Origin of the sequence: Pseudocitrobacter vendiensis (assembly GCF_943590815.1) — a bacterium.
GTDB lineage: Bacteria > Pseudomonadota > Gammaproteobacteria > Enterobacterales > Enterobacteriaceae > Pseudocitrobacter > Pseudocitrobacter vendiensis.
In genome coordinates, this window is record NZ_CALSBS010000053.1 from 1 (window position 1) to 12,223 (window position 12,223).

General features: G+C 61.4%; 14 protein-coding genes. 9 read left to right on the forward strand and 5 right to left on the reverse strand.

Annotation, left to right across the window (positions count from 1 at the left end):
- Positions 1 to 22: 22 nt before the first annotated feature.
- The 4 genes from trbF to NMC31_RS25165 are packed head-to-tail and all read left to right on the forward strand — an operon-like array spanning position 23 to position 2,842.
- On the forward strand, positions 23 to 340 hold the full coding sequence (gene trbF / locus NMC31_RS25150; RefSeq protein WP_223177685.1) for a conjugal transfer protein TrbF: 318 nt from the start codon (positions 23 to 25) through the stop codon (positions 338 to 340).
- Positions 337 to 1,386, forward strand: coding sequence for a P-type conjugative transfer protein TrbG (gene trbG / locus NMC31_RS25155; protein ID WP_011191356.1), 1,050 nt, complete (start codon positions 337 to 339; stop codon positions 1,384 to 1,386). Before trbF ends, trbG begins: the two co-directional genes overlap by 4 nt.
- Entirely contained in the window at positions 1,383 to 2,603 is a 1,221-nt protein-coding gene (locus NMC31_RS25160; protein WP_011191355.1) for a TraB/TrbI/VirB10 family type IV secretion system protein, read from the forward strand. The genes trbG and NMC31_RS25160 overlap by 4 nt, the downstream gene beginning before the upstream one ends.
- A 2-nt stretch (positions 2,604 to 2,605) precedes the next feature.
- Positions 2,606 to 2,842 (forward strand): DUF2274 domain-containing protein, encoded by a 237-nt coding sequence (locus NMC31_RS25165; RefSeq protein ID WP_026227538.1) that lies wholly within the window; start codon positions 2,606 to 2,608, stop codon positions 2,840 to 2,842.
- Here NMC31_RS25165 and NMC31_RS25170 read toward each other — a convergent pair.
- On the reverse strand, positions 2,839 to 3,735 hold the full coding sequence (locus tag NMC31_RS25170; RefSeq protein ID WP_011191354.1) for a LysR family transcriptional regulator: 897 nt from the start codon (positions 3,733 to 3,735) through the stop codon (positions 2,839 to 2,841). The two genes, NMC31_RS25165 and NMC31_RS25170, sit on opposite strands and share 4 nt — an antisense overlap.
- Positions 3,736 to 4,102: 367 nt before the next feature.
- Here NMC31_RS25170 and NMC31_RS25175 point away from each other — a divergent pair, with 367 nt between their 5' ends.
- Positions 4,103 to 4,525, forward strand: a complete 423-nt coding sequence (locus tag NMC31_RS25175; RefSeq protein WP_223296479.1) for a MarR family winged helix-turn-helix transcriptional regulator — start codon at positions 4,103 to 4,105, stop codon at positions 4,523 to 4,525.
- Between the two features lie 26 nt (positions 4,526 to 4,551).
- On the forward strand, positions 4,552 to 5,511 hold the full coding sequence (locus NMC31_RS25180; RefSeq protein WP_004099025.1) for a YeeE/YedE thiosulfate transporter family protein: 960 nt from the start codon (positions 4,552 to 4,554) through the stop codon (positions 5,509 to 5,511).
- Between the two features lie 38 nt (positions 5,512 to 5,549).
- Here the strand turns inward: NMC31_RS25180 and NMC31_RS25185 are convergent, their stop codons facing one another.
- Entirely contained in the window at positions 5,550 to 5,936 is a 387-nt protein-coding gene (locus NMC31_RS25185; RefSeq protein WP_004099026.1) for a DUF6314 family protein, read from the reverse strand.
- A 270-nt stretch (positions 5,937 to 6,206) separates the two neighbouring features.
- On the opposite strand from NMC31_RS25185, the gene NMC31_RS25190 reads away from it, so the two are divergent.
- Together NMC31_RS25190 and NMC31_RS25195 are read left to right on the forward strand one after the other, a co-directional pair.
- Positions 6,207 to 6,695, forward strand: a complete 489-nt coding sequence (locus tag NMC31_RS25190) for a YkgB family protein (RefSeq protein ID WP_004099027.1) — start codon at positions 6,207 to 6,209, stop codon at positions 6,693 to 6,695.
- Between the two features lie 557 nt (positions 6,696 to 7,252).
- Complete coding sequence (locus NMC31_RS25195) at positions 7,253 to 7,747, forward strand: MarR family winged helix-turn-helix transcriptional regulator (RefSeq protein ID WP_004099028.1); 495 nt, start codon at positions 7,253 to 7,255, stop codon at positions 7,745 to 7,747.
- 396 nt (positions 7,748 to 8,143) lie between these two features.
- Here the strand turns inward: NMC31_RS25195 and NMC31_RS25200 are convergent, their stop codons facing one another.
- Genes NMC31_RS25200 through NMC31_RS25210 form a run of 3 tightly spaced genes read right to left on the reverse strand, consistent with a single transcriptional unit; the run spans position 8,144 to position 10,997 of the window.
- Complete coding sequence (locus tag NMC31_RS25200; RefSeq protein ID WP_004357654.1) at positions 8,144 to 9,169, reverse strand: zinc-binding alcohol dehydrogenase family protein; 1,026 nt, start codon at positions 9,167 to 9,169, stop codon at positions 8,144 to 8,146.
- Positions 9,169 to 9,858 carry a peptide-methionine (S)-S-oxide reductase MsrA gene (msrA, locus tag NMC31_RS25205; RefSeq protein ID WP_425267728.1) on the reverse strand — a complete coding sequence of 230 codons (690 nt, stop codon included), beginning with the start codon at positions 9,856 to 9,858 and terminating at the stop codon, positions 9,169 to 9,171. The genes NMC31_RS25200 and msrA overlap by 1 nt, the downstream gene beginning before the upstream one ends.
- Positions 9,765 to 10,997 carry a bifunctional alpha/beta hydrolase/OsmC family protein gene (locus NMC31_RS25210; protein WP_004357650.1) on the reverse strand — a complete coding sequence of 411 codons (1,233 nt, stop codon included), beginning with the start codon at positions 10,995 to 10,997 and terminating at the stop codon, positions 9,765 to 9,767. Before NMC31_RS25210 ends, msrA begins: the two co-directional genes overlap by 94 nt.
- A 228-nt stretch (positions 10,998 to 11,225) precedes the next feature.
- Between NMC31_RS25210 and NMC31_RS25215 the strand changes: the two genes are divergently transcribed.
- Complete coding sequence (locus tag NMC31_RS25215) at positions 11,226 to 12,101, forward strand: LysR family transcriptional regulator (RefSeq protein ID WP_011191349.1); 876 nt, start codon at positions 11,226 to 11,228, stop codon at positions 12,099 to 12,101.
- Positions 12,102 to 12,223 lie beyond the last annotated feature (122 nt).

The window sequence follows — 12,223 nt, forward strand, 5'->3', positions numbered from 1 at the left end:
CGTTTTCTGAGACGACCCCTGGCTGCGCGCCTACGACTTCACGACTGACCGCGGCGCCATGGCGCTCAATGACTACGCCCGCTCCAACGACCCCTTTACACGGGTCGGCCGGCAGCAGGTCGCTGTCGACGTCTCCAGCGTCATCCGCGCGTCCCCGGACAGCTTCCGCGTCGCCTGGGTCGAGCGCCGATACGAAAATGGCCAGCTCGCCGAGACCACGCGCTGGACCGCGATCCTGACGATCGTCGTGCAGATCCCCCGAAACGCCGACCGGCTCAGGGCGAACCCGCTCGGCATCTACGTCAACGCCATCAACTGGTCACGGGAGCTTGGGCAATGAAGCCGTATTTCCGTAAAGCCGGAAACCCGGCTTCACACACACACGTACTCCCGGCTCTCCGTAGAGCCGCATTCCCGGTCGTTCTGCTAGCGGCGACCGCGCTCGCGGGCTGCGCGACCACCAATCCGCCGCCGGAGATTTCCTACGACAATGCGGCTCCGGCGGTGCAGACCGTCGATCCACCCGCGCCGGTCACCGTGGTCGAGCTGCCCCGGCCGCTGCCGCTGCCTGGCCAATTGCAGCGTGTGGAGGAGACGCGGCGTGCCCCGGAGCCTTCTAATCCGACCGCTCGCGTCAACCAGGCAAACGAGGCGGCACGAGTCCAGCCGGTGCGCGACGGCTTCATTAACTCGATGCAGGTCTACCCGTGGACTCAAGGGGCGCTTTATCAAGTCTATACCGCCGTCGGGCAGATCACCGACATCGCGCTCCAACCCGGGGAGCAGCTTGTCGGCGCAGGCCCGGTGGCCGCCGGCGACACAGTGCGCTGGATCATCGGCGACACCGAGAGCGGATCGGGGGCAACGCGCCAGATCCACATCCTAGTAAAGCCCACCCGCGCCGACCTGATGACAAACCTCGTCATCAACACCAACATGCGCACCTATCACATGGAGCTGCGCTCGACAGAGCGCACCTATATGGCGTCGGTCTCATGGCAGTATCCGCAAGACCAGCTCATTGCGCTGCGCCGTCAGAACGCCGAGGCGCAGGCGGCCCAGCCGGTGGCGAGCGGCGTCGATCTCGCGAACGTCAACTTCCGCTATGCGATCGAGGGCGACCGTGCGCCGTGGCGGCCGCTGCGCGCCTTCGACGACGGACGCCAGGTCTTTATCGAGTTTCCGCGCGGCATCGGTCAGGGCGAGATGCCGCCACTCTTCGTCGTCGGCCCCGAGGGCAACACCTCTGAGCTCGTGAACTATCGCGTTCGCGGCCACCACATGATCGTTGATCGTCTGTTCGCGGCTGCCGAACTTCGCTTCGGCTCCGGCCGCGAGCAGAAGCGCGTCAGGATCGTCCGCACAGACGGGAGGCCGACCTCGTGAGCGAGAACCCGCCCCGGATTGAGGAAGTGCCGGACGACGATGCGCAGCCCCTGACCGGCGAGCCGGTCGGGCCTGCGCCGATGCGGCTGCGGGCCGAACCGCCCCGCGTCACCCGGTTGTCGCGGAAGGTTCTCGCCGGCCTCGGTCTTGTCGCCAGCGTCGGGCTCGGAGGTGCGCTGATCTACGCGCTTCAGACCCGCGACGCCGGTCGGCCGAACGACGAACTCTATTCGACCGAGAACCGCTCGACCGCTGACGGACTGGCCGGCCTGCCGCGAGATTACAGTGGCGTGCCACAGCTCGGTCCCCCTCTTCCCGGTGACCTCGGCCGGCCGATCCTTAGTACCCAGGATCGCGGACAGCCGGTGCCCACACCCGGGACGGCCACGCCCAATCCCGGCATCAGCCCGGAAGAGCAGCGCCGCCTTCAGGAAATCGAGACCGCGCGCACCAGCCGTCTCTTCTCCGGATCGGAAAGCCGGGGCACACCCGCTGCTGCGGGAGCTGCCCCAGCGCTCGCGCCGGTGCCGGATTTGGCGAGCATTGGCCTCGCTCCGCCGCCCGCCACGCCCTCGGCGCAGGACCGGCAGAACGCGTTTCTGAACGCCGCGGCCGATCGCAGGACGGTTGCGCCCGATCGCGTCGCTGCGCCAGTATCGCCGAACGTCCTTCAGGCGGGAGCAGTGATATCCGCGGCGCTGATCACCGGCATCCGATCCGATCTACCCGGCCAGATCACCGCGCAGGTCACCGAAAACATCTACGACAGCCCAACCGGCCGTATCTTGCTTGTGCCGCAAGGCACTCGTGTGGTCGGGCAGTACGACAACAACGTGCAGTTCGGCCAGAGCCGAGTCCTGCTCGTCTGGACTCGGCTCGTCTTCCCGAACGGGCGCTCGATCGTTCTCGAGCGCCAGCCTGGTGCTGACGCTGAAGGGTTCGCCGGGCTGCAGGATGGCGTCGATTACCATTGGTGGGATCTGGCCAAGGCTGCGGGATTGTCGACACTGCTGAGCGTCGGCGCCGAACTCGCGGTCGACAACGACGATCAGCTCGTTCAGGCGATCCGGAACGGTGGGCAGGACACCATCAACGACGCAGGGCAGCAGATTGTGAGGCGTCAGCTCAACGTCGCGCCCACGATCACTATTCGGCCCGGATTTCCCGTGCGCGTTCTCGTGACGCGAGACTTGGTACTGGAGCCATATGGAGGGTGATGATGTCGAAGCTTAAGCTAGGCCCCATCGCGGACGACAAGCCGCTTAAGGTACAGGTCGAGCTACCTGCAGCTCTCCACCAGGACCTTGTTGACTACGCCCACCTATTGGGCCGAGAGCAAGGTCAGTCCGCTGTTGACCCAGCTCGGTTAATCGTCCCGATGTTACAACGGTTCATCGCGACAGACCGTGGCTTCGCCAAAGCCAGGCGAACGTTGACGCCGGGGAGCGCCGATTAATCCGTGGTCCCCGCTCTAGAGGGGGTGTCGAAACACTTCAGCAGCAGCGGCAGAGTCGGGTTGTCGTTGTCACTGGAAGAAATTATAGCGGCCGTCGGCGCCCGCGCCGATGGGAGCGGGATCAACGCGATATCCGGCCGGTAGATCACGCTGGTGATGGTCAAGCCGAAGCCCTGTTCGACCATCGTCAGCAGGGTTTCTCGGCTGACTTGTTGGATCGAGAGTTGAACCGCTCCGTCTCCGGCGCCCACCATGCGCCGGAGTATGCCAGCGAGCTCACGCCCAGCGCCATCCGAGCGAACGAGGAAGACTTCGTCACAAACGTCCTCCCACGACAGCTGTGGCCGTGCTGCCAACTCGTGAAGCGGGGACAATGCCACGAACAGATCTGGTTCGCAGAGACGTCGAACTTGGAACTGAGGGCTCTTGCTCGCACTCAGGCTGATTGCTGCGTCCAGTAATCCGCGCTTCACCCCCAAAGTGTTTTCTTCTGAAGTGCCTTCCTCAAGCTTTACCTCGATCGTCGGATGTCTATTTCTGAATGCCGAGAGAATGTTGATGATCGGGCACGCCGGGAACGCTTCAAGCATTCCAAACCTCACGAGCCCGGTCTTGAGTTTCCGCGCGGAGCGGATCTCCGTTGCGGCGTTACGAAGGTAGCGCGCTCCCACCACCGCTTGTTGAAGGAAGCGCTCACCTTCTGGAGTCAGCCCTGCCCCCGCTCGCGTACGCTTGAAGAGAGAAAAGCCAAGTTGGCGCTCAAACAGCTGCACACGTCGGCTGACGGTGGATTGCGATATCGATAGGCGCTCCGCCGCTCGGCGGAAGCTGCCGGCCTCGGCGACCTGAACGGCGTACTTCAGGTATCGGAGATCAAGAGTCAGGTCGGGCATGAGACCCGTCCGATCATACCGGCGGTCTCATCGGCGAACCGCCTGCGCCCGGTGAGCGGCACCCATGCACGTCCACTTTCATCGAGCCCACCCCCGCTAGCGCCTGGGGAACGAGCACGTCCGTTGATCTCAGATGTGGAATCCGAGCTGAGCCCCTCAATGAGCATGACCATGTCCGAATCTGTCATAGATGCATGCGGCGGTCATACATTTTCACACGCTTGAAGTCTATGCGCGAAGCATATATTCTTGCGGTATGGAGCCTGAGGTCGCCAAGTACCATTTAGGTGCACTCGCGTTGGCCGTTGCAGACAGCATCGCCAGTGTCTCGGCCTCGTTTTCACCAAGCGGCCCGGGGACCGCCGTGATGGTGTTACTCAGCATGGAGCCCGGACTGCCGATCAGCGTTTTGGCTACCTCGATCGGGCTTTCTCATGCCGGGACGGTGCGATTGATCGATAGGCTCGAGCGCGAACAGTTGGTGGAACGACGAAGACAAATCACCGACAGGCGGGCGCGCTTCATTCACCTCACCAATTCGGGGAAGAAGATAACGGACGCCTTGCTCAAGGCACGGGAGCAGGTGATCTCCGAATGTATTTCGCCCCTGTCGCCCAATGACCTCGACATTCTAGGCATGCTGTCGGAGCGGCTCCTTGTGGCAAACGGCTTCGACAAAGATGGCTCGGTCAGCCTTTGCCATCTGTGCGGCTACAGCAGGATCGCGCCTTCCCGTGGTAAAGCTAAGCCGGGGCGCTCGCCACGCTGGAACGTCGCATCAGAAGGCTGACGATATGATCAGGCAGGCTTGAAATAATGGGATCGTTTGCGCTCGAACTTCTTCTATGCGTACTTGCCTTCGGGTTCGGATATGCGGCGAACCAAGGCGGAACCTGTTTAGTGGTGGCCGCTCATGAGTTACACAGAAGACAGCCGCCGAAAATGTTCGTCGGATTTCTCGCAGCGTCGGCAGCGGCAGGCCTGGTTGCGGTCCCGATAGTCTGGACGGGAACACTGGGCGCAACACTCGCACCCTCGACCAGCATCAATTTCCTCCTGCTCATCGGCGCCATCGCCTTCGGCCTCGGCGCACTCATTAATGACACATGCCTGCTCGGATCGCTGGCGCGGCTTGGGGATGGGGAGATGCGACTTCTAGCTCTACCCTTGGGATTAACGATTGGTATCTTGGCTGCCGACCATGGCAGGTTCGGCTACGATTCAACATGGCCAAGCTTAATCTCCAAACCGAGCGCAACAGGCCTCGTTACTCTCCTAGCCTTCCTAGTTGTGCTCGTGCTGGCACTCGTTTTCGTTTCCACGAAGAGCGTTCTGCGAACAAAGCCGGGTTGGTCGTTCGGCGCTTCGATGATTGGACTCGGTATCACTGGCGGACTTCTATATGCACTCTCGCCGGCCTGGACCTTCGCAGACGTGATTCAACGCGCCCTTCCTCTCAGAATGTCCCCGGCCGGCGAGGTCGCGCTCACTGCGGTGATCTCTTCGATCGCAGGCGCCCTAACCGCCTCCTTTCGCCAAGGCAATCTGCGTCTCCAACTGCCGACAGCCAATGGCATTCTGCGATCTGTCGTCGGCGGCACATTGATGGGTATCGGCATCGCGCTCATACCCGGCGGGAATGATGGGTTGATCCTCGCAGCGGTTCCGACTCTTTCACCTGGTGGGATAGTCGCCTACCTTCTGATGACGACGACAATCGTCTTCGGATTTGCAGCGCGTGGTAAGTTATTCCGGCGCTGCCTTTCACGGCCATGATAAGGGCAACAGAGGACTTGCCCTCCTGACATGAGCATTTATCCCGACCGGGAATATCGGCTGACTAGCTCGTATGCCTTTGCAGGCCCTTGGACCATGATGACCACTTCAAAGGCCGCCGGCCCCAGAATCCTGTAGGTTGCATGGTAGGTGTCGTCTCCGCAGGCATAGACGCCACTCGCTTCCAACCCGGTATCCGTCCGCGAGAAACTCAAGCTGAGGAACTGCGTCCCGATATGAGGTCCGTCTGCGAACTCGACGACAACACTGTCCTCGCTCAAGCGATAGCGATACTGCCGGCACGCGGAGAATACTCTGCCATCTGCCAGTGAGAGAATGCCGCTCTCTCGATAAGCGAGCGCGCCTTCGCCGATCGCTGCTACGATTTCGGTGGGCATGGTTATCTCGTCCAGGGCCGCGTCCATCCGTACAGGCTGGACGTTTGCCAACGGGCTATAGGCCCACCCGGAGCGCCAGCCCCATCAAGTCAAAATCCCGCAAAGGTCGCGCGTTTGCTGGGTAAAGGCATCGCCGATGAGGATGGCTTCGTGAGGCAGCGAAGCGCGAGCCAGCCGCTCGACATATCTCGCTTATTAGTATATGGTATATGCGTCGCGCATATACTGCAACGCCTGCCCGAAGCACGTAGACGACGTTCGTGACGTTCCCACGGGACCACTGTTGAGGAATTTTAGATGAGCATTTTCGACCGTTATGAATTTCTTGTCCCCGAGCATGGTCGGAGGGATCTTGGCCTGCTTAGATGGGCTCTCGTGATCGTATTTCTGTGGTTCGGCGCGATGAAGTTCACAGCGTACGAGGCCTATGGTATCGCCCCGTTTATCGAACACAGCCCGATCATGAATTGGCTCGGCATGTTCGGGACGCAGGGGCAAAGCTATTTCATCGGCGTTATCGAGTTATCGACCGGTCTCGTTCTGATCCTTGGTGCATTTCGTCCACTCTTCTCTGCGCTAGGCGCACTAATGTCAGCAGCGACCTATCTGATCACGCTGACCTTTTTCATCACCACTCCAGGTGTCGCGGAGCAGACTGCCGGCGGCTTTCCTGCGATTTCGGCTGCACCAGGGCAGTTTCTACTGAAGGACGCAGTTCTGCTAGCGGCGTCCCTCGTGCTGCTGCGTGCTTCGGTCCGCCACAGAGGGGCGCTTGTGCTCTCGTGACTGTGGTCCTCTCGTGACGGCGGGCGTGCAAATCCTGCAGAACCTCCGCGGGGCATGGATGCTCCGTCGCGATATCGAGCCCGGAGGCGCTCAGCTGCATGGCGACGCGGTCTTCGCCCGTTTCGCCGCAATCCCCGACGTCGTGGAGCACGGACTGTTCCTCAATGGGATTGATACAATCGTGATCGCGCGCGGTGACACGATGGAAGTGCGACGCCGGGGGCAAGCTAGGTCTCGCTGATCTGCACCTGCGCGGCCTGGATGACAGCGCTGACGCGGAGTGATTCTCGGGCGCGACCTACGGCGATTCCGAGCGAAAAGGCTTGCCCTATAGCCGCCAGGTATCAACGGTTCCGCGGCCTTAACGAGCCGGACCCGTTTTTTTCGGCGCGCTCGATCAGTCGAAATCCTCCGAAACCCTTCTAAAACAGGACATTTTCCACAAGCCGCGCGGAGGAAGAGGACCACGGTATGGCTTGCTGTCTATGCTCCGCGCACATATAGATGTGGCAATGGATGGACCTCGAGATCGAAACATTTTCGGGGCGTTCGCACTCATGATCAGCGACGACATCGTTCGCGCTAGTTCATCGCGGGCGCCGGAAGCTGGACCCGCCGCCTCAGCGCTGGCGTTGCTCGCGCACAAGCCCGGGCTCTCGATCCGTATGCTTGCGATCGGGGTGGGCCTTTCACATGCTGGAACTGTTCGCCTGGTGGATAGATTGGTAAGCGAGGGATTGATCGAGCGTAGGGAGCATTCGACAGACGGGCGCGCGCGATCCCTCTATCTTACTCCAACTGGCAAGGTCGCGAGCGACGAGGTCCTGGCCTCGCGCGATCAAGTGATTGCCGAAGGGCTATCGATCCTTAATCCAGACGAACTGAAAACCTTATCGGACATCGCTGAACGCGTTCTCCGAAATCGCTTGGAAAACCTCGAGCAGTCATACCGCATCTGCCGCTTGTGCTGCTACGAGGGCTGCACGAACTGCCCCGTCGATGCCGAATTGCATGAGCGAGGTGTGGACCGCGAGAAGAACGACGACGCGTAGGAGACTCGCAATTGCGGCAGCTCAACGCTGCTCAGATGGCGGGGCTTCATAATGTCAGCGAGCCTACCATCAGCCGCATTCTTTTGGCTACGCGTCAAGCCGGCCGATCGGGCATGGCGGTCTCATTCTAATATGTCGGTGATCGCCCCACTTTTAGCCGCTCAATTGATCGGAACGCGGTTTCGGAAGCGGCCGTTCAAACCACTCGCTGCATTCCCATTTCTCTATGTCCGATAGGTAGTTTCGGGGAAAAGCAGTCGGGAACAGGTTTCGGGAACGCATGCTCCGGCAGGAGCGCAGCGCGCGTCCCAAACGCGTTTTCCCGGTAGAGCTTCCCAATCGGCAAAGTGCGGGCCACCTCAGACTGCGAACGCGAAAAACCGCCTGGCTGGTCACTCAAGGCAGGGTAACGACGATTTTCGCTGCGGATACACCCGCCTTCAGGGCTTCCAAGGCAGCCTGGAGCATTTCAAGGCCCTGGCCCACGATCTTCGCCGGAGGGGCGGGGACGAACGTGCGCGCCGCGAGAGCCTGCGGCAGGAATTCGCGGTAGATCATTGGACCAACCTCGTCATCCTTGAGGCTCGTCCCGGAGATGTGCGTCGCCTCGACTCCAAATGAACGCTCGTCGGGCGGGGCCAGCGTCGCTGCCACCCGGCGCGAGCCCTCGCATCTCGCAACTACGGCAAAACAGTCTTTCATGTGACCGGTCGCGTGAAGCGTTCCAGCGAGACTGCGCCCGCGCATTGCCTCAATCACGTCTTCCACGATGGCTGGACTCGAGTGGTCAAGAACCTCGCTTGCACCCAGCTCCTTCAACAGGCCGACGTTGCGCGCCGAAGCGGTGGCGACGCACCTGTAGCCCGACGCCACCGCGAGCTGGATGGCGTTGCAGCCAACGCTCGACGATCCACCCCAGACCAGAACGACCTCTGGACGCGCGGTCGGCGAGTGTAACGGTGGCGCGAGAGCCAACTGTGTCCGTCCGTAGAGCCCGCTTGCGGCGGTGCCAAGGCCAAGCGGGAGGACTGCCGCATCAGCGAAGGCAATGTTGTTGGGGATCGGCGCCGCCATGTGGTCCAGCACGATCGTGTGGTGCTGGAACGCACCCTGCGCAGGTTGATTTACGGTTGTCCCGACCGCCTGTCCGATGACTCGATCGCCGACCTTGAACCGCTCGACCGCGCCACCGACCGCCGCGACCTCACCGGAGACGTCGCTGCCGAGAATCGCGGGATAGTCGAGCCATGGCAAAAGCGCGACGTCCTGCAGAATCCAGTCGAGTGGGTTGATCGCGATGGCCGCGTTGCGGATCAATATCTCGTTCGCCGCCAGATGCGGCAGAGCGGTGACACCGATCCTCAGTGGCTGCCCCGGCGCTTTCTGCCAGGCGGCCTGATTAGTCACGGTTTCGGTCATCATCAACTCTTTCTGTCAAGTATTACAGCTGGGCGTTCGTCTGAGCGGTCCAACCGCCAGGTCGGGCGCACGAAGTGGCAGCTATAGCCCCCAGGATAGCGCACCAGGTATTCTTGGTGCTCTGGCTCCGCCTCCCAAAAGGGTTCTTCTGGGTTGATCTCCGACACGACCGGGCCTGGCCAGCTTCCTGATGCCTCGATTTCCGCGATGGTTGTGAGGGCGACTTCCTTCTGCACTTCGGTGGTGTAGAAAATCGCCGATCGATAGCTCGGACCGACATCGCTGCCTTGTTGCTCGTAGGTCGTGGGGTCATGTATCTGGAAGAAGAGTTCCAAGAGCGAGCGATAGGCGAGAACGGAAGGGTCGAAGGTCACTTCCACTGCTTCCGCATGGCCGTAATGTCTCGCGTAGGTCGGATCAGGCATTTCTCCGCCTGTGTAACCGACACGCGTCGAAATGACTCCCCTGGCTCGGCGCAGCAAATCCTCCATGCCCCAGAAGCAGCCGCCTGCGAGAATTGCTCGCTCTGTCGCGGCCGCCCTATTGCCGGTAGGCGATTGGCTCACAGTCCGTTCGCCCTCCTCCGTGTGCGCCACGGTCAAGCCAGCCTCGCGGGATCCGCAGCCTGACTGGCGCTCAAGAGCTCGGTCTGCACGTCCGAACCCCGGATGAGACTCAGATCGACGGGACACCGATCAGCGATCGCGAGGATCCGAGCGCGCTGATCATCACTCAGCGGCCCATCGAGGACAATGGTGCGGGTGAACCGGTCGGGTGGCATCATGTCCGGCACCTTCTCGTGCTGCACGGTCGTGCTCGCCCGTTCGAGCGGAAAGCCCTTGCGGTTCGCATAGAGACGCATCGTCATCACCGTGCAGGCTGCGAGGCCGGCAGATACGAGTTCGTAGGGAGATAGTCCGGTCCCGAGGCCACCGACCGATGCTGGCTCGTCGGCGAACAGAGTGTGCTCGCCGCTGCGGACCTTGAGCTGGAACGTCCCTGCAAGAGTTTCGGTGGAGACGACGCCCTCCGCAACCTCGACCTGCGGAAGATCCGCGCTGAGTGGTGGGAGAAAGCGGCTCGCCCAAACCGCCACCATGGCCGCGGCGTAGTTCGCGTCCGCGACGTCGGTGAGAAGGTGATCCGCGTTGTCGAGCGAGATGAAGCTTTTAGGGTGCCTGGACGCGACGAAGATGCGCGACGCGTGGTCGATGCCGACCACCTGATCCAGCGGAGAGTGCATGACCAGCACCGGCCGTCGCAGGGAGGCAATGGCCTTCTCGACGTCGATCCCCTCAACCGCCTCAAGGAACCCTCGGCGAATGAGGAAGGGCCTACCGGCAATCTCCACCGAGGCCTCGCCCTCGCTCGCGATGGTGTCCAGATCATTCGGTCCGAAGAGGCGCAAGATATGCTGAAGGTCGGCCGGCGCACCAATCGTCGCTACCGCCGCAATATCAGGCATGTCGGCGGCGGCTACGATCGCAGCGGTGCCACCCAGGCTGTGCCCGACGAGGAGGGACGGTGACATGCCCGCCGCCGCCATCGCATTTGCGGCGGCCCGAAGGTCCTCGACGTCCGACGCGAAGTTCACAGGTTCTCCCGTCCCACCGCCGATCCCGGTCCCGGCGAAATCGAACCTCAAGACCCCGATGCCCGCACGCGACAGCGCGCGCGAGATGTGAACAGCGGCGCGACTGTCTTTCCCGCACGTGAAGCAGTGGGCGAAGATCGCCCAGCCCCGCGGCGTCCCTTCCGGCGGTTCGAGGTGCCCGGACAGCGGAGAGCCAGCCCCACTGACAAACGTAAATGATCTTCCTGCCATGTCCATCAAACCTCCAGCACGCGGCTTGGCGGTTGCGCTCTCAGAACCTTCGACGGAGCTGAGCGGAGCGCACCGCCAACCGGTAATCGTCATCTCAGGCTATCATTTATATGTCTGGCGCATATAGACAAGCCCCTATACCATGATTATATGCGCCAAGCATACTTCTGCGACCTGCTTTCCAAAGGCGGTCTCACGGAAGAGGTATCAGTCAGGCGCGTGGGCCAAAGGACTATGGAACTCAATCAAGTCAGCTATTTCATCAACTTGGCCGAGACGCTGAATTTCACAGCGGCCGCTCGCTTGAGCGGTGTGTCACAGCCAAGTCTGACCCGCGCGATCCGCCGCTTGGAAGATGAGCTTGGCGGGCCGCTGATCTATCGCGACGGGAAGAACAGCCGCCTGACTGGCCTTGGCCATGACGTCGAGGCAGAATTCCGGCGCATGGTGGTCGCGATGAAGAGCGTTCGCAATCACTCGGAGCACTGGGCGATGGGGGGGCACCGCGTGCTGGATGTCGCCGTCGCGCCCACCGTCGGACCAAAGGAATTTACGGCATTCTTCGAGAGCGCATTGGCGGAGATGCCATCCATCGAAATCAAGCTGCACTCGCTCCAGTCGAACGAGGACACATCGGAGGTGCTTTCAGGAAAATACCACGCGTGCATCATGCCGCGTGAAACAAGACCGGAACGCAAGCTGGATGTGCATCCTCTATTTCGGGAGCGCTTCGTGCTCGGCTGTTCTGCAAACCATCCCTTGGCTGCCAACGAGATCGTGCGCGGCGAAGACCTGCTCGAGTTTCCTTTCGTCGATCGCCTGAAATGCGAGTTTCGCGATCGGATCCTCGATCACTTCGCGCGACGGGACTTGCTCATGCGACCTCGCTTTCGATCAGATCGCGAGGACTGGGTGCAACGGGTCGTCGCTGACGGCCACGCCATATGCATTCTTCCGGAACGATCGCCGACCGTGCAAGGCCTCGTCACTCGGCCGATCGACGGATTTGTCTTGGAGCGCGAAGTCGTGATCGCGACAGTATCCGGCTCCACGGCAACGGTCGAGATACGGAACATCGCGCAGCTGGCAGCCCGGTATGAGTGGAACTGAATCACGACGTGAAGAGCTTCGGCGCTATGGAAACTATACGCGCAGCGTATTGGATAAATCTGGGGCGCACTGCGATAGTCGGCGCAATGACTGCAAAGATAAATGACAGTGTGTCGAGCTCT